Raw genomic sequence first — 19,491 nt, 5'->3', positions numbered from 1 at the left:
ATATGGTTAAAAAGGGAAAATTTTTTTTCGAAAGAGACAAGTTTTTAAGGGATTTTTGCTCGGATCAGATACACTACTAAAAAAGCACAAAAAAAATCGAAAGAAATGAATTCTTTCGATTGACTGCTATAGTTTCAACCCGGACCGGCTTTTGAAGCGCCTGAGCAGGATATGGCTTTCCACTCTTGTGATTCCATCTAGCGCATACAGTTCATTATTCACAAAGTTCTCGAGCGACATAAAATCATCGACAAGGACGTGCATATGGAGGGTGCTGGGCCCTGTCATCTGGTAACAGCTTGCCACATTCGGATTGCTCGCTAGATTTTCCGCTACCGTTACAAGTGCACACGGTTCGCAGTCGACTTCAAAAAAAGCGGAGACCTTCTTCCCGACCTTTTCGGAATCGATCACAACACTGAACTTTTCAATGATGCCGCCCCGCGCCAGCTGATTCACCCGTTCGCGCACCGATACGCGCGACAGGTTGAGTTCCTTCCCGATGTCCACATACGACATCCGGCCGTTTTCACTCAGCAGATTCAATATTTTTCTGTCTGTATCATCGATCTTCATCGTAAAACACCTGCCCTGTTCATCTTAGTTGATCGATCAATCCTCCTGACCGCTGACCTTCCGGCATATTCGCTGGCAGCGATTTATAAAGAAAAGCTGACTGCTGCATTCCGTTCTGGCAAAATCGCCAGCGGTCCGGCCCTGTTTTAATTCCGCTTTGTTTCGTTTTCCCCTATTTTCCCTGCAAAACGTAATGACCCCAACCCCTTCTGCAAAGTCGCATCTGATAATATGATTCGCATTATATACTAAATTTTCTTAATAGTCTATATTTACTAATGGGATTTTGTTCTTGATAAAGAAAGTTGCCTGGCAATTGCGAAGCAATTGCCAGGCACTAAAAAAACCGCTGCATCCCTGCAGCGGCTCAACTTTTATTTAACTTCCGGCACTACAATGTTCTGCATCATCGCCCAGAATCCCGGAGTGATGGCTTCTGCCGTTTCTTTTTTCGGAGTGAACATAGTGAACTTGAACATTTGCCCGTCAATTTCTTTGGCAAGTGCGGTTACATTGACATCAGCGTCTTCTGCAACCATATAATATTCGGCATCCTTGAAGTATTCATCATGAATGTCAGCCGCAGAGTACTCTTGCACTTCTCCAACTGCTTCAAGCCCCATTTTCGCATTCGTTTTCACATCATCCATATTGGCTTCTGCCGGCACAGGCTCGATGCGGACGAAGAAACTATCATCTTTTTGACTTAGAAGCACATCTTTATTCGGCTCCTCCGCTTCAAGGGAATAGCCGTCAAGAACATACATATAATAGCCTAAATCGCTTTGCTGCAGCTTGGCGGTCTTCGTTTCCGGAGCTTCTCCCTTAACTTCGATTTCCTTTTCTTCAGGCAGAGCTGCCGCACCTTCACCGTTTATGCCATCCTGTTCCTCTTCTGCTGCACCATTTTCTTCTGAAACCGGTTCTTCTTCTGTTCCTTCACCTTCTGTCTCTGTCGCCGTTTCTTCTGCTGCCTCATCAGATGATTGTGTATTGACGGATCCGCTGTCCTCATTCGCTGAATCTTCTTCAGCTGTTCCGCAGGCAGCAGCACCCAACAGCAGCATGACTGCAAATAAACTCATCAACAATTTTTTCATCTCTGTCACCTCTTTCACTTTGTTAGACGCTAAAGCCATCCGGAAGGTTACACATACACAGAAAAATTTTTCCTTTTAGCCCTTCATTACTATAATTCTTTCCATTTCCCAATACAACAGCTCAACAAAAAAATACCCCGGATGGACTATCCGGGGTAAATACTATTTTTCAAAGGGGAAAGTATTTCGCATATCAAAAGCTAGAGATTGAACGTTAATGCCAGTTGCTGCGGGCATCCGGGTTAAACTACCGGCTCCGCTTTAAGCTCTTGCCATTCCGACGGATGCTCCAGGTGTTTCTTCAGACTTGTCTCCATCTTCACTTTCGGAGCCGCCGTCTTCTTCGTCACCGCTTCCATCTTCAGGAGCCTGTTCAGACTCATCAGATGCTCCGTCTTCCTGGCTATCTTCTTCAGCAGCTGGTGTTTCTTCAGCATCTGCCGCTTCACCAGGCTCTTCAGACGCTTTCTTTTCTTCCTGTTCTTGCTTCATTTCGTCAAGTACAGCAGACAACGGTTTATTGAACACATCTTCCGGATTTACCGGTTCGCCGTCTTTACGGACTTCAAAGTGTGCGTGAATACCGGCTTCTTTGTTATACACATTGCGGCCGGCCTTACCGATCAGCTCGCCCTGGGAAACGAAGGCACCTGTTTCAACAGCTACATCCTCAAGGCTCTGGTAATGGGTCGTCACACCGTCTTCATGCTCAACTTCCACAACATTTCCAAGCAGTGAATCATTTTCAACCTTTACGACAGTTCCACTGATTGCCGCTACAACATCAAATGCTTCGCCGCTTTCAGCTGCAATGTCAATCCCTGTGCTCTGCCTGTACGTATTATTGTAGAATACTAGGGCGTTTTCCTGCTCTTCTTGAGGGGCAGCCGCATCATAGAATTGTTTTGTGATTTTGACTTTTTCCTCTTCTAAAACAGGCATCTTGACAGTTTCTTCAGACAAATTGACTGGAACAACATCTTCATTCTTGTAATATGCAACACCATCGGACTCTGTTTGGCCCGGTGCTTCCGGCTGGACTTCCTGGTTACTGGCACCCTGGTACCAGAGAACCGCTGTTAAAATGATCGCAGCACTTGCGATGTAAACAGCCGGGTAAAACCATTTCTTGCGTAGAAGCTGTTGCCATTTGGATTTTTGAGAAAATTGTTTTTCTTCCTCTCTCATTCAATCATCACCTCAGCAACCATTCTGAGCAGATTATGAGAATTATATACATTTCCGCAAAAATTTTTTTCCACTTATCTTTCGACAAAGCCGTTTTAAATATGCATGGCTGCTGGAAAAAGTTATTCTTAGTGCCCGGGTTGCATTAGGAACACACTCAGGGCAAAAGAAAAAAATACCGAACTGGCGGTATTTTTAGAGCGATATATTCACCTATAGCTTGCCGTTATTCTTACGCAGCTCATCACGGATTTCACTCAGAATCACATTTCGCTCCTTTAGTGACTTTAAGATCGTAATGACTGTATAAAAACCAAAAACGATAACGGCTAAATACAACAAAGGAAAGAGTATACTCATGATTACCATCGGTGCTGCAGCCCCCCTGCTTATGTATATATATCCTATATGGTAACATGAAACTTCCATCTGCTTGAGATTCTCCATAAATTTTCGATAAAAGACTGGCGAGTCTTGAGCAGAATACAGAGGCGGAGGTGCCGCTGCGGCGAAACACTTCCTTTCTGATAATTTTTCCTTTCCTATACGGCAATAAAAAGCGCACCGTCACAGCAGTGCGCCTTCCTGGCTTATTTTTTCGCCGTCAGTTTCTCAACGAACGGTTCAGCTTTTGTTATGGATACGCCTTTGTAATAATGTTTGACAATGTCTTCATATGATTTTCCTTCTCCGGCCATGCCGTTTGCACCATACTGGCTCATTCCGACGCCGTGGCCATATCCTCTTGTCGTGATGACGATCGTGTCGTCTTTCCGTTTCCAGGTGAAGTCTGTCGATTTCAGGTTAAGTTTGTTGCGGATGTCGCGGCCGTTGAACTTTTTGCCATTGATTTCAACCGCTGCTACGCGCTGTCCTTCCGTGCGGCCGATGATCGTGCCGACAGATCCTGGCGGGAGATTGACACCCAGCTTGCTTTCAAACTCGGAAACCGTCATGGCCTGCTCACTTATATATTTAGGCGAATTTTTGTCCCACGGGCTTGGAACACTGCGTAAGTACGGAAACGGATTGGCCCAGTAATCTTCAGAATTCTCGGTGAAGCCGTTGCTTGTGGAGAAAAAAGAAGCGGTGATCGGCTGGCCCTCGTATGTCAAAATTTGGCCTTCTGTCGACTTGACTGCCTGTTTGATTTTCTCCATTTTCTTTTCAAAGTCGCTTCCCCATGCTTTTTGCAATTCGTCCGGACTTTTGTATACCTGGTGCATGACAGTATCCGTCACGGCTGCACCCTCCGGAACACTGACTTTCCCTTCACTCATCAGTTGCTTGTAAATATATGTTCTTGCCGTGAGCGCCTGTGCTTTCAAAGCTTCCATTTCAAATTCTGAAGGCATTTCTGCTGCCACAACACCATTTACATATTCCTCAATCGGCACATTTTCTACTTTCTTTGCCGTACTCCGATATACCGGAATGTCGACAGGTGAGTCCTGGACAATTTCCCCTTTCGTTTCAGTGCGGGGAGCAGCTTCCTTTTCCGGTACATCAGCCTTTTCTTTACCCGAAAAAGGAACCACGAGAAGTGTAGGAATCAATAGTACAAGTGCCGTTAAAATTGCCGCAACCCATAACACCGGTTTAATATTATGCATGCCCTTGATCCTCCAATATGAATCGTTCTGTTTACTAAATTCTATGGACAAGGACAAGCATTTAGAACGGTAAACCTGTCAGATTATACAAACTTCAGGTATGCGGGGAGATTTTCGGGAGGAATTGTTGCCTGGCAATTGCGAGGCAATTGCCAGGCACTCATGTACCATTACACTTCGGTTACTTCATGTTACGTTTCCTTTACAGGGAGCATATGCGGGCGGGTGCTTCATAGGATACAGTAGTGAATGGTGGATATTTGTCCCTTGCTGGAGGCAGGTGCCGGAATGGTATGGCGGGGATACTTTGGCTGGTTAAGACTGAATGATTTTGAAGGTGAATTGCCTTTTTAGCAGGAAATGGTCATGTTTTGCTTACATTCTGGAGGGTTGCAGCCGGGAGTGGGGTTGAATACGGCATTTAACCGATCATTTCCGGCTGAATGTGGATCCAGCCACTGTGCGAGCGGCTCCTTTCACGCCATAACGCGGGGGTTTCACGCGGGCAGGCCTATGTTTCAAGCCGAAGCAAGCTGTTTTCACGCGGAAAGCGACCCTTTTCACGCCGTTCAACTGCTTTCACTCCGTACAGAGGTTTTTTCACGCCAAACGGACATCACGCTGCCACGGGGCATCACCCCGCCCCCTCTGTGTAATCGCCAATTTCCGGCTTGCTTTACACATCAACTCCCGGCCTGCCTTCCCGCTGCCCGCCAGTTTCCGAAGACCACCCAGACTGCCGGCCCGCAATCCAAACAACCGCCCCCCAATTCCTCAAAAACAACCGTCCTAAACAACAAAAGCGCAAGGCGACCGCTTAGCGGCGTGCGCATAAGCGGGGGTTCCCGCAGGGAGGTGCTCTTTCCTTCCGGAGGGGATCACCGCTTATGACGATAGCCGCTGGCGCCTGGAGCTGGACGATTCTCTTCTGGCTTTTTATCCACAACGCTTAAATGAACACACAAAAAAACCGCAAACTCCAGAGAGTCTGCGGTTCCAGTCATATCAAAACGAATTATCCCATCTCACTTAAGCAAGATTCGGACGGATATTAATTACGTTTGAATCGTCGTCTGTGTTCTTTTCCGCATTTTTGCCTTCGATCACTTCATCTGCTTCATTGACGCGGAAAATGTCTGCGCCAAGAGCGGCAAGTTTGTTGGTGAAGTTCACGTAGCCGCGGTCGATATGCTTCAGTTCGGTCACGCGGGTATGGCCTTCAGCGACAAGCCCGGCTAGTACGAGCGCTGCACCTGCACGAAGGTCGGTTGCAGCGACTTCAGCACCTTGAAGTTCAACTGGTCCACTAACGATGGCGGAACGGCCTTCGATTTTGATGTTTCCGTTCATGCGGCGGAATTCTTCCACGTGCATGAAGCGGTTTTCAAATACGGTTTCAGTGATGACGCTTGTTCCTCCAGCTTTCATGAGCAAAGCCATCATCTGGGACTGCATGTCAGTCGGGAAGCCAGGGTGAGGCATTGTCTTCAGGTCGACCGGTTTCAGCTTTTCAGGCCCGATCACGCGAAGTCCGCTGCCCTGCTCTTCAAAGGTGACGCCCATTTCTTCCATTTTGGCCATAAGGGCGCTGCAATGCTCTGGCACGACGTTTTCAAGGAATACGTCTCCGCCTGTGATGGCTGCTGCGACCATGAACGTGCCAGCTTCGATGCGGTCAGGGATGATGCTGTGCTCCACGCCTTCAAGGGAATCGACCCCTTCAATGCGGATTGTGCCGGTTCCGGCACCTACAACTTTCGCTCCCATCGCATTTAGGAAGTTCGCCAGGTCAACAATTTCAGGTTCTTTTGCTACGTTGTCAATGACAGTCGTGCCTTTTGCCAGGACAGCTGCCATCATGATGTTTTCAGTCGCACCAACACTCGGGAAATCAAGATAAATTTTCGCGCCTTTCAGTTGGTTGTTCGGCACGTGTGCTTCAATGAATCCATTTCCGACTTTCACTTCGGCGCCCATGGCTTCGAAGCCTTTCAAATGCTGATCAATCGGGCGTGAGCCAATGGCACATCCGCCCGGCAATGCGATACGGGCATGGCCTGAGCGGGCCAAAAGCGGTCCCATCACAAGTACAGAAGCGCGCATTTTTCTCACATATTCAAACGGGGCTTCCGTTTTTAAAGACCGTGTCGCATTTACGATGACTTTATTGTTTTCAAAGTGTACATCTGCATTCATATAGCGCAGCACTTCATTGATCGTATATACATCAGCAAGAGTGGGCACGTTAGTAATTGTGCTTCTTCCTCTTCTAGCTAAAATTGTTGCGGCAATAACAGGCAGAACTGCATTTTTGGCTCCTTCAATCGGTACTGAGCCTTGCAGCCGCTTTCCGCCGCGGACGATGATTTTTTCCAAGGTTTTCCCCTCCGCGTCCATATTCTCTATTATTAATATTCAGAAGTAATGATTGGTGTTCCAATTACAACTTCAGTCGTGTTTTCATCTGGTAAAGTTCTTATTGCGACCTGCAAATTCATCGAGCCTTCTTTAGCTGGAATGACCTGTTCCCACTCTTGCGTATATGCGGAAACCGATACGAAATGCTCTTCATCCAGACGCTCGATTTCTTTTGCTTCAAATTCGTCAAGTAATTTGTTTGCATGGTTGTACAAAACACTTTCCATCATACCACTTGTGCGAGCTCTAACACAAGAGAAAATTGTGGAAGTTTCTAGAAATATGTTGTCGATATTTGACATGATTCTCGTTGACCAGTTGTTTTGCCATTCATATTCTTTCCAGTATTTCCCGCTTGCTTCGTAAATAACATACGCATGCGGCTTTCCGTTTAGGGGGGTTGACTGTATAAATGTGATGCGCTCATTGACTTTTGCGGCGTCTGTTGAAGCTCCGAAAGCCTTCCAGCCGTCTGCCGTTCTCTCAAGTTGCCAGTTCTTGAAGCCGGTAGCGGTTTTGAAGCGATTCAACTCTTCCTCGAAGTCCTGAAATGAGCGGATACCGTCGATCGTTTCGCGGGTGTATATGGACCATTCCTCAAGGGTATGCCCATTCTCTCTTACCGCATCGACCATCTCGGGTATCGATTCAAGCGCTTGATGTTCATCTATTAGACCCTTCCCATTAACTGAAGCAAAGTAAACATTGAAAAGAACAAGAACGCTCAACACGATTTTTTCCATCCCCGTACACTCCCTCTCCTTATCCTTCATTTTTTCCCGGATAAAAAGAGACATACGTGGAATTTGTCGTCAGTTTACGACAGCTTCCCTGTAGGGATACGATGAGCTGCTGGGAAACGGAACACATAAATGGCAACATTGCTAAACATTCACAAATAAGGTCAGTAGAAACAATAATTCCAAATGTTATATGCCCGCTTTCCACTCTTTTAAAACACTATGCAAAAACTTTTTTTCCTAGTCCTTTTCCGTTCTGAAACAGGTCGTCAACCGAACATGAAACGCAGGTTTTGTGACCACTGCAAGTAATCAAGGAAAAAATTGCTTACCAGTGATCCGATGGCGATCGTGAGCAAAATTAACAGCACCTTCGCCTGCATTTCCTTTCCCGGCCTGATCAGTACATCAATCCGAAGCGCCTGCAGCGCATACCAGGTAATGGTAAGAAATACGATGTGTGAAACCAAGCCGATTGCGGAAAATTGACCGAACTGTTGCATCATGTAAACCATTCCTTTCATGGGATACATTTAATATAGCCTGTTGCACACAAACCCTATTATGTATCCTTTTCATGTTAAAAAACACAGCCAAGAGACCCATTTTACGGCTTGTAATTATGCCGCTTCCCCGTTTTTATCCCATGTAAACACTTCCAAAACCAGGAAACCAGCATAACGGCAAACCGATTTATGTCTTTTTTTGAAAAAAAGACATGTTTTCATCCTAAAAACCGGACAGAAAAGGCTGGTTCTCAAGCCGAAAACCTTATTTTATCACTGTGTCAGGGAAATTGTCCCGCTTACTAAATTGGTAACTATAGGTAATTTACCCTGTTGTCAATTTGTAAAATCTCATTTTGTTCATTCAGACTGACAGGGCTTTCCAGGAAACCTCACTATCCGTTTTTTCCGGAGGAGTGCAAAAAATTCGCTTCCTCCTTATATCGACGGTAACGGTCAAACTTTTTCAAATAACCCCGGTGTGTGATTTTCGGGTTTTTATTATCAATTTACCGATTCAGTTCGTGGCCTTAAACAGAAAAGAAGAGGCCGCATCATGCAGCCCCTTCCTTAAGTTCCTTACAAACCGGTCAGTACAGCCTTTTTCCGGGTTACGCCTGGCCGAAGAACTCCAGGAAGTTGAAATTGTTATGGAAAAAGTCGAGTGCAACTCCCGGCAGGACGCCGAACAGCAGTGTTCCTGCGACTGTGACGACAACAACCGCAAGAACGCCGGCCGGCATTTTCACTTTGCTGTAGTCACGGGCAGGACGCATGAACATTTGCGCCATCAAGCCGAAATAGTAAAAATACGAGACGACTGTCGTCGCGATCATGATGCCTGCCAGCACGTACTGTGCCGGCTGGGAAGACAGCGCGCCAAGGAAGATGTTGAACTTCGCCATGAATCCGGCTGTTCCCGGGATGCCTGCAAGGGACAGCAGAAGAATCCCCATCAAGATTGCTGTAACAGGCGACCTGCGATATAAACCGGCAAAGCCGCTGATGTCCTCTGTTCCGGACCGCTCTGTCACGGTCTGGATGATCGCAAATGCCCCAAGGTTCATCAGCAAGTATGCAACCAGGTAAAACCACATGTTGCTGAACAGCAGTGCCGGTGAAAACGCGGTGAAGGCTACGAGCAAGTATCCGGCATGCGCGATGCTTGAGTACGCGAACAGCCGCTTGACGTTTTTCTGCCTCAGTGCAACAGTGTTTCCAACAATCATCGTAATGGCAGCAAGCACTGCGATATAAGCCTGGACGGATAGAAGCAGTGAGCTGTTCATCGTTGTCGCCGGTGTGAACAGGAAGACGAGAATGACGATTCTCATCAGGATTACGAATCCGGCTGTCTTGGAAACGACACTCAGGAAAGCCGTAATCGGAGTCGGCGAGCCCTGGTATACATCCGGTGCCCACATGTGAAACGGTGCGGATGCAATTTTAAAACTGAGTCCGACAAATACCATGAAAAAGGCGATGCCCATCAGGTACAATTGGTCAGCATCAGCAAGGCTCTGCAGCGTCTGGCCGATTACATACAAGTTCGTTGTGCCGGTGAGGCCGAATACATAGCTTATCCCGAACATGAAGATGGCTGTTGAAATGCCGCCGTTGATGACGTATTTCATCGCCGCTTCATTTGAATGATGCCGTTTTCTGCGGATGCCGGCCAGAATGTAAGACGAAATGGACAACAATTCAAGGCCGACAAACAGCGTGATCAAATCCGCACTTGATGCCATCATCATCGCGCCAAGAAGACCGGTCAGAATCAAGTAGATGTATTCGCCGCGGAATTCCCGGCTGTCTTCCGGGTCATAGTTGAGCGACATCACCAGCACCAACCCAGCTCCGGCAAGCAAAATCAGCTTGAACACTTTTGAAAACGAATCGAGACGATACGTATCGGCAAGGATTTGCGTCACCGGCGTATCAAGCTGGGCAATGACAAAGCCGATTGCCGCAATGATTCCCGCAATGCCGATCCAGGCCAGGATTTTCCGGCTCTGGTTTTTTCCCATGAACAAATCGATAAGTGACAGGAGAGTTGCGACGCCGAGAATGATGAATTCCGGCGCCATGATTCCCCATTCATAGCTTAATAAAGTCTCTAAATCCATATCGGTTACCCCCCTATCCCTACCATGATGGTTTCAAGCGTCAGCTGCAGTGAATTGACAAGTATATTCGGATAGACGCCGATCAGGATAATGAATCCCAGCAGGACGAGTACGGGAACCATTTCAATCGGGCGGATATCGTATGCCCGTTCGAATTGAGGGCGCATCGCCCCGAATGAAATACTCAACACAGCGCGCAGCAGATAGGCGGCTGTCAGGATGATGCCGATTGCACCGACTGCTGCAAGTTCCGGCATGACATCGAACAGGCCGAGAAAGGCCATGAACTCACTGACAAATCCGCTCATCCCCGGCAAGCCGAGGGAAGCCATCGCACCTGCGAGCAAGAACCCTGCTGCGAGCGGCATCGCTTTTGCAAGTCCGCCAAGATGGACGATCGATGTTGTGCCGACCCGCTCGTAAAAAACCGAAACAAGGAAGAACAGGAGTGCTGAAATCAATCCGTGTGAAATCACCTGGAAAATTGCTCCCTGAATTCCTGCCTCATTCAATGCGGCAAGGCCGATTAATACGATGCCCATGTGGGAAATAGATGAGTAAGCAAGCACCATTTTGAAATCTTCCTGGATGAATGCCAGGAACGCACCGTAAAGCAAGTTGATGACACCGAGCACTGCCAGAACCGGCGCAATATCCGCAAACTCGGCCGGAAACAGTCCGAGACCGAAGCGAATCAAGCCGTAAGCCCCGATTTTCAGCAAGATTCCGGAGTGGATCATAACGATGGATGGCGGCGCTTCGACGTGGACGCGCAGCATCCAGCTGTGCAGCGGCACGATCGGAAGCTTGATGCCGAATGCGAACAGGAGTGCAATGAGTGCACCATACCTGAACTCAGGCGACAGCATGCCGACCACCTGGCCAAGCTCATCGATGTTCAACGTACCCGTTCTTACAAACAGGGCGGCAAAGACAATGAGCATGATGGCGGAACCGATGCCGTTGTAGATCAAGAAGCTGTATGCAGCCCGCTCTTTTTCTGAGTAGCCCCATTTTCCGATCAGGAAGAACATCGGAATGAGGGTGACTTCAAAGAAGACGAAGAACAGCAGCAGGTTTTCGGCGGCAAATACGCCGAGCATGCCGATTTCAAGCAGCAAGAACAGCATGAAATACCCTTTCCATTCGCGTTTGATGTGAATGGAAGCAACCGCTGCCAGGCTTGCGACAATGGTTGTAAGCAAAATAAGTACGAGTGACAGGCCATTTACGCCCAGCTCATAGTTGATGTCAAAGGAACTGCCGTTCATGATCGCCGGATCCCCGAATGAGATCCATTTGTAGGATTCTATGAACTGACTGATCTTTGCATTGAAATCAAACATGCTGTAAGCGACCAGTGATAATATCAGCGGCAGCAATGTCCCAAGGAAGCCGACAAGTTTCAGCGTCTTTTCCTGGGTGGCCGGGACGAACGCCAGGGCGATGACGCCTGCCAGCGGGGAGAATATCAATAACGAAAGCAAGTATGAATCAATCATTTGAAATACCCCCCTGTCAGCGCCAGGATGACGACCAGTGCGGCCAGTCCGATAAAGGCGACGGATGTATACATTTGCACCTGTCCGCTCTGCATCTTCGAACCGATGCGGCCGATGCCGCGTGTGGCAGCAGCTGTAGCGGCGACGATGCCTTCCACGAGAAATTCATCGATGTATTTCAGGAAAATACTGATGGCATTCGTTCCGCGGACTACGGTATTATCGTAAATTTCGTCCATATAATACTTGTTGAATAAGATTGAGTAAAGTGCCGGTGATGTGCTTCGCACCCGCTCACGGTCAAGCGAACGCTTGCCGTACATGAGCCATGCCAGGAAAATGCCGGCAAACGACACCAGCGTTGCCACAATCATAATCCAGCCCGGTGCTTCATGGTGGCCTTCACCGAGTGCCGCATTCCCTTCAAGCAGCCAATCGCCAAGGAATGTGCCGAACCACGGTGTGTTCACAAAACCGGCAACGACAGCAAGAATGCCAAGAATAATCATCGGGAATGTCATAAAGCCAGGTGATTCATGCACCTCTTTTTGTTCGCCGCGCGGTTCGCCTGTAAAGACCATGAAGAACAGGCGGAACATATAGAAAGCGGTGAAAAACGCTGCAATCACAGCAATCCAGAATAAGAAATAACGCTCATCGGCCCAAACAGCAACCAGAATTTCTTCTTTACTGAAGAATCCGGAGAACAGCGGGAATCCGCTGATGGCCAATGTACCGATCAAAAACAGCGGTGCGGTCAGCTTCAGTTTTTTCCAGAGACCGCCCATTTCATCGATGTTCTGTGTATGCACAGCATGTATGACACTCCCGGCCGCCAGGAACAGCAGCGCTTTGAAAAAGGCGTGCGTCATAAGGTGGAAAACCCCTGCAGCATAGCCTGCTGCACCAAGTGCAAGCATCATATAGCCGAGCTGACTGACTGTCGAATAAGCGAGAACCCGCTTGATATCTTTTTGGACAAGACCGATCGATGCGGCGAAGATTGCCGTGAACGCACCTGTCACCGCCACCACCGACATGGCGGTTTCACTTGCATGGAAAAGCGGGAACATCGTAGCAACGAGGTATACACCTGCTGCAACCATTGTAGCGGCGTGAATCAAAGCCGATACAGGCGTCGGGCCTTCCATCGCGTCTGGAAGCCATGTATGGAGCGGGAACTGGCCTGATTTGCCGACTGCCCCAATAAAGATCAAGATGGCGATCAGCGTGATCATGCCCGTTTCGATTTCGCCAGCTTCCACAGCTTCGAAAATAGCAGCAATATCAAACGTGCCGACTTGCCAGAACAAGAGTATCATGCCGATGAAAAAGCCGACATCCCCGATACGGGTTATAATGAACGCCTTTTTTGCGGCAGCCCTTGCTTCATCTTTATAAAAGTAAAAACCGATCAACAGGAACGAGCCCAGGCCGACAAGCTCCCAGAACAGATACATCTGCAGGAGGCTCGGTGACATAACCAGCGCAAGCATTGCGAAGGTGAAGAGCCCGAGATATGCGTAGAACACCGGGAACCGGTCATCATCATGCATATATCCTTTTGAGTACATATGTACCAAAAAGCTGACCAGCGATACAATCAGCAGCATTAAGGCATTCAGCTGGTTGATTACAACGCCTGCCGTCAGATCGGCACCGCCGATCGATAACCATGTAAATGTCTGTTTAAACGTAGATGCATCCAAGCGTTCCGCCAGCACGACTATCGACATGACCAGCGAAACTAATGTGGCCGCAATACCGATATAGGCGCTTCCCTCTTTCAGGTTCCGTCCGAAAATGAGAAGGAAAATGAAAGAAAGCAGCGGAAACAGCGGTATAAGCCAAGCATATTCCATCATCGTATCACAATCCCCTTCTTAAAAGGATGCAGGTCCCGCTCCGGCAGCTGAACTCCTGGATTGCAGGAGAAAGCCGGCCAGGCGCAATCCTTCTTTTTCCCAGAATGCGGGCCATTCTGGCTGTGATGTGAAAACCGAGAGGCGGGAATTGAATCTTCAGGCACCACTGCCAGTCAAAACCGCTCTCCCCCCTGATAACACGTATGTTTCTATTTCTTCATCATGTTCATTTCATCAATGTTCACCGTTTGGCGGTTGCGGTACAGCGCAATCAAAATCGCCAGGCCGACTGCCGCTTCTGCCGCAGCAACCGTAATCATGAACAGTGCAAACACCTGCCCGGTAATGCCGGGATTCACACCATATTTGCTGAATGCGACCAAATTAAGGTTGACAGCATTCAACATCAGTTCGATCGATACGAGCACAATGACGGTATTCCGTTTTGTCAATGCGCCAAACAGGCCGATTGAAAATAAAATCAGGGCGACAACGAGGTAAACGGATAATGGAATGGTGCTCATTTTTCATCTACCTCCTCATCGTTGTCCTGTTTGGCAAGAATGATGGCGCCAATCAACGCGACCAGCAAAACGACCGACGTCAGCTCAAACGGAATGATGTACTTGGAATAAAGGGCAATCCCGATTTGTTCCGTGTTGTTCACATGCAAATCGGCAGCCTGCTCACCAAGCGCAAGGTCGTTGATGCCAAAATAGACGGCAATGAAAAAACCGGCGACCCCAACCAGCACCGTTATCAGCCGGACAGTCCCGACAGTTGAACGGTTTTCATCGTTATGCTTCGTGAGCATGATTCCAAAGATCATGATGATCGTGATTGCGCCCGAATAAATGAGCACCTGCACGGCCGCTACAAACTCGGCTGACAGGAGAACGAACAGTCCGGCAATGCTGAGAAAAGTGAACACGAGCGAAATCATCATATGAATGACTTTGTTCAGGTTGATCATCAGCACGCCGCCGCCAATGGCAATAAGTGCAAGGATAAAGAAAATGACTAATTCTGCATTCACGCTTTATTCTCCTTTCGCACATTATTGTCGTTCTCATCCAGCCATTCCAGGTTTTTGAAAAGGTCATCACGGCTGAACTCCGCAAGCTCGAAGTTGTTTGTCATGACAATCGCTTCTGTCGGACAGACTTCTGTACAAAGATCGCAGAGGATGCAAATTTCAAAATTGATATCATACGTATCAATGATTTTTCCTTTTTTGTCCGGATCCGGATGCGGTTTGCCCGTCAATTGGATACAATCCGTCGGGCAGATATTTGCACACTGGTTGCAGACAATGCATTTTTCCGGATAGAACTTTTGAATGCCCCGAAAACGGTCCGGCAGTTTCAGCGACTCATCAGGATATTCATAAGTCGGCTGTTTTTTTGTAAAAACGTTCAGGGTATATTTTAAGCCTTTTGCCAATCCCAGCATGTTTTTCACCCCTTTTTATGTTGATGCGACAGATACGGCTTTCTTTACAGGTTGAATAGTTCTTTGACAATCGCTGTCAGGAAAATGTTTGCAAGCGCAACCGGCAGCAGCACTTTCCAGCCGAATTCCATCAGCTGATCGGCCCTGATCCGCGGGAATGTGGACCTGAACCAAACCATTGTGAACACGATCAGGGAAAGCTTAAGGGCAAACCAGACAGCACCCGGTATGAAGCCGAGCCCCGGTATCGGATTCCAGCCCCCAAGGAACAAAATCGTTGTCAGGGCCGCCGTGCCGAATAAATATACATATTCAGCCAGCATGAAAAATGCAAACAGGAAACCGCCGTATTCGACATGGTACCCTGCGACCAGCTCAGATTCCGCTTCCGGCAAGTCGAACGGTGTCCTATTCAGCTCCGCAACAGATGCGATAAAAAAGACTAAAAAGCCGACCGGCTGCAGTATGATGAATGCCCAATTTTCCTGGGCGGCGACAATGTCATTCAAATTAAGTGTGCCTGCAAGCAAAATGACTCCGATTACAGACATGACAAGCGGTATTTCATAGGAAATCATCTGGGCCGCCGCACGCATTCCCCCCATGAGGGAATATTTGTTGTTCGATGCCCAGCCGCCGGCGACAACGCCAACGGTTGTGATGCCTGAGATCGCAATGTAGTAAAGCAGGCCGACCCCAATATCCGCAAACTGAAAGGCATCCGTGAACGGCATCGTCGCCAGCACCATGAATGACGGTGCGAACGCGATGATCGGAGCCAAGATGAACAGCGGTTTATCAGCAAGCTTCGGGATGGAAATTTCTTTTATAAGAAGCTTCAATACGTCAGCTGCGGTCTGGAGCAGACCGAATCTTCCGCCGACCCGGTTCGGGCCGTGCCGGCCCTGCATGTAACCCATTACTTTACGTTCTGCAAGAATGGCATACATGACAAAGGCAAGAATACCGAACAAAAACGCAGTGGCGAGCCCGAAGGAAATGAAAAAATTCGACCAGCCGGGCTGGCTTGTAAGCAGTTCCTGCATTATCCATCGACCTCCCCGAGTACAATATCAATGGCGCCAAGGATTGCAATCATATTCGCCATGTTTTCCCCTTCCAGCAATTTCGGGAGAATCTGAAGGTTATAAAACGATGGACGGCGGAACTTTAAGCGATACGGCTCTTTCTTGCCGTCACTGTAAATGTAACAGCCGATTTCACCGCGCGGCGACTCGATGCGGACAAATGCTTCGCCTTTCGGAGCTTTGATGATCCGCGGCACTTTCGCCATGATTGGCCCTTCCTCCGGAAACTGTTCAACAGCCTGTTCAATGATTTTCAATGATTCTTCTATTTCGGCCATGCGCACCTGGTAACGCGCCCATGCGTCGCCTCCGTCCTGGACCGGTACGTCGAAATCGAAACGGTCGTAGATGGAATAAGGCTCATCTTTGCGGAGGTCCCATTTCACGCCGGTACAGCGCAGGTTCGCTCCACTCAGGGAATACTCAAGTGCATCTTCTTTTGTATACCTTCCGACGCCTTTCACCCTGTTGAGGAAGATTTCGTTTCCAGTTACGAGTTCATGGTAACCGGCAAGCTGCTCACGCATGTACGGGATGAATTCTTCTACTTTCTTAACCCAGCCTTCCGGAGCATCCCATTTTACGCCGCCGACTCTCATATAGTTGAATGTCAGCCGTCCGCCGGAAAGTTCATTTAATAAATTGATAATCATTTCACGTTCTCTGAAAGCAAATAAGAATGGACTGACAGCCCCGATATCAAGCAGATATGTGCCAAACCAGACCAGATGGCTTGCTACGCGCCCCAGCTCCATTGCCAGTATGCGCAAATACTCTGCCCGTTCAGGAATTTCCAGTCCCATCATCGTTTCGACAGCATGGCAAAGGACATAGTTGTTTGTCATTGCTGCGAGATAGTCCATACGGTCTGTATATGGAATGATTTGTGTATATTGCAGGTTTTCCGCAATTTTTTCCGTTCCGCGGTGGAGGTAGCCGATAACAGGTGTAGCCTCCTTGATTGTTTCCCCGTCCACTTTCACGACAAGCCGGAAAACTCCGTGTGTACTTGGATGCTGCGGGCCTACGTTCAATAGCATTTCCTCTGTTCGAAGCATGCGCTACACCTCCACGTCGTACGGTTCATAGTCTTTTCGAAGAGGATGGCCCACCCACTCTTCTGTCAGCATGATGCGCCTCAAGTCCGGATGGCCTTTGAATATGATCCCTAGTAAGTCATAAGCTTCGCGTTCAGGCCAGTTGGCGCCCTTCCAGACCGGCTCAAGTGATTCGATTTCAGGATGGTCCCTGTCTATTTTCACTTTGACTGCCACCGGCTGACGGTTTTTATACGAATAAAGATGGGCGTAAATTTCCATATGAGTCTGGAAATCTGTCCCGTGCAATTCTGATAGATATTCAAAGCTCAACTGTTCATTGAATTTCAGGAACTCGGCGAGCTTGTAATAGCTGTCTTTATTCACCACAAGGGTAGGTACATCTTTGGAAAGCTTGTTAATATATGAGTCTTCGAGAATCTCACTGCCAAGATTATCTTCAATGACTTTCACATATTTGTCGAGCAGCGGCTGGTTCGGTGACGGCTCTTCCTGCTCTTCTTCGGCTGCCTCTTTGCCGCCGGAAGAGGTGGCCGCTTTCGCTTTGGCCGCTGCTGCCGCTTTCGCTTTTGCTTTGGCTGCTGCAATCGCTTTCGCTTTCTCATCATCGGCTGCACCGGCACCGCCAGCTTTCGCCTTGGCCGCTGCTGCCGCTTTTGCCTTGGCTGCTGCCGCTGCCTTTGCTTTGGCTGCCGCTTTCGCCTTGTCGTCGTCAGATGCGCCGCCTGTTTCCTGCTCTTCCTTCTTGGCTGCGGCTTTCGCCTTCGCTGCTGCCGCTGCCTTCGCTTTGGCTGCCGCTTTCGCTTTTTCATCGTCTGATGCGCCGCCTGTTTCTTGCTCTTCCTTCTTGGCCGCGGCTTTCGCCTTCGCTGCTGCCGCTGCCTTCGCTTTGGCTGCCGCTTTCGCTTTTTCATCGTCTGATGCGCCGCCTGTTTCTTGCTCTTTCTTCTTGGCTGCGGCTTTCGCCTTCGCTGCTGCCGCTGCCTTCGCTTTGGCTGCCGCTTTTGCTTTTTCATCTTCTGATGTGCCACCTGTTTCTTGCTCTTTCTTCAATTCAGCGGCTTTTGCTTTCGCTTCTGCCGCCGCTTTCGCTTTTTCATCTTCAGGCGCAGCACCTGATTCCTGTTGTTTTTTCATAGCTGCAGCTTTCGCTTGCGCCGCGGCTTTTGCTTTGGCTGCCGCTTCTTTTTTCTGCTGTTCAAGGTCTTTCTCACTCATTCGCATTCACCCGCTTTCCGGTTTTAGCCTCGTAGCGGATTTTTTCCTTGAGTTTATTGAGACCATAAATCAAAGCTGCCGGATTTGGCGGGCAGCCAGGAATATAAACGTCTACAGGAACGACTTGATCCGCCCCTTTTACAACGGCATATGAATTGATATAAGGACCCCCGGCTGTCGCACATGAACCCATCGCAATAACCCATTTAGGTTCAGGCATCTGCTCATACAGCCTTCTCATGACAGGCGCCATTTTCTTTGTAACGGTTCCGGAAACAATCATGACATCCGACTGGCGCGGCGATGTACGGAAAAAAGATCCGAACCGGTCCAGGTCATAGTGGGATGATCCGACACCCATCATTTCAATGGCACAACAGGCCAGCCCGAAGGTGAGCGGATAGAGCGAATTGCTTCGCGCCCAGCCTTTTACCTGTTCAAGCGTTGTCATGAACACGTTGCGCTCAAGTTCTGCATATTCTTCTGGTGTGATATTCTCCAGGTTTAGCTCCATTTTAGCACCTTCTTTTTCCAGGCATACACAAGCCCAATAATGAGCATAATGACGAAAATCAGCATTTCAATCAGTGCAAAAATGCCCAGTTTGTCATAGGCCACTGCCCATGGATACAAAAAGACGGTTTCAACATCAAATATGACAAACATCAGGGCGAAAATATAATACCTTACATTAAACTGAACACGGCTGTCCCCTACCGGTTCGATACCGCTTTCATACGTCTCCTGTTTCTTTTCATTCGGTGCAGACGGTCTTAACAGCGTCCCAAAGCTCAACGCCACAACCGGCAACAATACACCCAAGATTAAGAAAATTCCTACCAAAATGTAATTGTTTTGATACAGAAACAACTGTTCCATACCCGCCCCCTCCATCTTCCACTAAACTTTTGTAACCGTAATCATTATAGCAAATCCCAATATTTGTGTCGATAACACCCGGCAGATGTATGGACATCTTTTCGGATTAATTTTTACCGGATTTGTGAATGGTTTTTGACGTTTTCAAATTGTTGTTGACGG

At 48.3% G+C, this 19,491-nt stretch carries 18 protein-coding genes; all 18 read right to left on the bottom strand.

Annotated elements, in window-relative coordinates:
* Window positions 1–126 precede the first annotated feature (126 nt).
* A complete protein-coding gene (locus A4U59_RS05405; protein WP_066176237.1) occupies window positions 127–576 on the bottom strand; it encodes an Lrp/AsnC family transcriptional regulator in 450 nt (149 codons plus the stop codon).
* Between the two features lie 374 nt (window positions 577–950).
* Window positions 951–1,715 (bottom strand): hypothetical protein, encoded by a 765-nt coding sequence (locus A4U59_RS05400; protein WP_169823915.1) that lies wholly within the window; start codon window positions 1,713–1,715, stop codon window positions 951–953.
* Window positions 1,716–1,937: 222 nt separating this feature from the next.
* Window positions 1,938–2,864, bottom strand: coding sequence for a stage II sporulation protein SpoIIQ (spoIIQ, locus tag A4U59_RS05395; RefSeq protein WP_066176230.1), 927 nt, complete (start codon window positions 2,862–2,864; stop codon window positions 1,938–1,940).
* A gap of 590 nt (window positions 2,865–3,454) precedes the next feature.
* Window positions 3,455–4,477 carry a stage II sporulation protein D gene (spoIID, locus tag A4U59_RS05390; protein WP_066176227.1) on the bottom strand — a complete coding sequence of 341 codons (1,023 nt, stop codon included), beginning with the start codon at window positions 4,475–4,477 and terminating at the stop codon, window positions 3,455–3,457.
* Window positions 4,478–5,506: 1,029 nt separating this feature from the next.
* Window positions 5,507–6,853: a UDP-N-acetylglucosamine 1-carboxyvinyltransferase gene (gene murA, locus A4U59_RS05385; protein ID WP_066176224.1), complete on the bottom strand. Its 1,347-nt coding sequence runs from the start codon at window positions 6,851–6,853 to the stop codon at window positions 5,507–5,509.
* 32 nt (window positions 6,854–6,885) lie between these two features.
* Entirely contained in the window at window positions 6,886–7,638 is a 753-nt protein-coding gene (locus A4U59_RS05380; RefSeq protein ID WP_070120163.1) for a YwmB family TATA-box binding protein, read from the bottom strand.
* A 266-nt stretch (window positions 7,639–7,904) separates the two neighbouring features.
* Window positions 7,905–8,141, bottom strand: coding sequence for a DUF1146 family protein (locus tag A4U59_RS05375; RefSeq protein WP_066176300.1), 237 nt, complete (start codon window positions 8,139–8,141; stop codon window positions 7,905–7,907).
* Window positions 8,142–8,752: 611 nt separating this feature from the next.
* Entirely contained in the window at window positions 8,753–10,267 is a 1,515-nt protein-coding gene (nuoN, locus tag A4U59_RS05370; protein ID WP_066176218.1) for an NADH-quinone oxidoreductase subunit NuoN, read from the bottom strand.
* 5 nt (window positions 10,268–10,272) lie between these two features.
* Complete coding sequence (locus A4U59_RS05365; RefSeq protein ID WP_066176217.1) at window positions 10,273–11,769, bottom strand: complex I subunit 4 family protein; 1,497 nt, start codon at window positions 11,767–11,769, stop codon at window positions 10,273–10,275.
* Window positions 11,766–13,634: an NADH-quinone oxidoreductase subunit L gene (nuoL, locus tag A4U59_RS05360; RefSeq protein WP_066176215.1), complete on the bottom strand. Its 1,869-nt coding sequence runs from the start codon at window positions 13,632–13,634 to the stop codon at window positions 11,766–11,768. The genes A4U59_RS05365 and nuoL overlap by 4 nt, the downstream gene beginning before the upstream one ends.
* A 209-nt stretch (window positions 13,635–13,843) precedes the next feature.
* A complete protein-coding gene (gene nuoK, locus A4U59_RS05355) occupies window positions 13,844–14,158 on the bottom strand; it encodes an NADH-quinone oxidoreductase subunit NuoK (RefSeq protein ID WP_066176213.1) in 315 nt (104 codons plus the stop codon).
* Window positions 14,155–14,670 (bottom strand): NADH-quinone oxidoreductase subunit J, encoded by a 516-nt coding sequence (locus A4U59_RS05350; RefSeq protein ID WP_066176209.1) that lies wholly within the window; start codon window positions 14,668–14,670, stop codon window positions 14,155–14,157. The genes nuoK and A4U59_RS05350 overlap by 4 nt, the downstream gene beginning before the upstream one ends.
* Window positions 14,667–15,086, bottom strand: coding sequence for an NADH-quinone oxidoreductase subunit NuoI (nuoI, locus tag A4U59_RS05345; RefSeq protein ID WP_066176207.1), 420 nt, complete (start codon window positions 15,084–15,086; stop codon window positions 14,667–14,669). The genes A4U59_RS05350 and nuoI overlap by 4 nt, the downstream gene beginning before the upstream one ends.
* A 44-nt stretch (window positions 15,087–15,130) precedes the next feature.
* Window positions 15,131–16,132 carry an NADH-quinone oxidoreductase subunit NuoH gene (gene nuoH, locus A4U59_RS05340; protein ID WP_425388876.1) on the bottom strand — a complete coding sequence of 334 codons (1,002 nt, stop codon included), beginning with the start codon at window positions 16,130–16,132 and terminating at the stop codon, window positions 15,131–15,133.
* Window positions 16,132–17,232: an NADH-quinone oxidoreductase subunit D gene (locus A4U59_RS05335; protein ID WP_066176202.1), complete on the bottom strand. Its 1,101-nt coding sequence runs from the start codon at window positions 17,230–17,232 to the stop codon at window positions 16,132–16,134. The genes nuoH and A4U59_RS05335 overlap by 1 nt, the downstream gene beginning before the upstream one ends.
* A 3-nt stretch (window positions 17,233–17,235) precedes the next feature.
* Window positions 17,236–18,450 (bottom strand): NADH-quinone oxidoreductase subunit C, encoded by a 1,215-nt coding sequence (locus A4U59_RS05330; protein ID WP_066176200.1) that lies wholly within the window; start codon window positions 18,448–18,450, stop codon window positions 17,236–17,238.
* A complete protein-coding gene (locus A4U59_RS05325) occupies window positions 18,443–18,964 on the bottom strand; it encodes a NuoB/complex I 20 kDa subunit family protein (protein WP_066176197.1) in 522 nt (173 codons plus the stop codon). The genes A4U59_RS05330 and A4U59_RS05325 overlap by 8 nt, the downstream gene beginning before the upstream one ends.
* Complete coding sequence (locus A4U59_RS05320; protein WP_066176194.1) at window positions 18,955–19,329, bottom strand: NADH-quinone oxidoreductase subunit A; 375 nt, start codon at window positions 19,327–19,329, stop codon at window positions 18,955–18,957. The genes A4U59_RS05325 and A4U59_RS05320 overlap by 10 nt, the downstream gene beginning before the upstream one ends.
* Window positions 19,330–19,491: the final 162 nt, after the last annotated feature.

Origin of the sequence: Bacillus marinisedimentorum (assembly GCF_001644195.2) — a bacterium.
GTDB lineage: Bacteria > Bacillota > Bacilli > Bacillales > Bacillaceae_O > Bacillus_BL > Bacillus_BL marinisedimentorum.
This window is presented reverse-complemented; position numbering and strand designations above follow the sequence as displayed.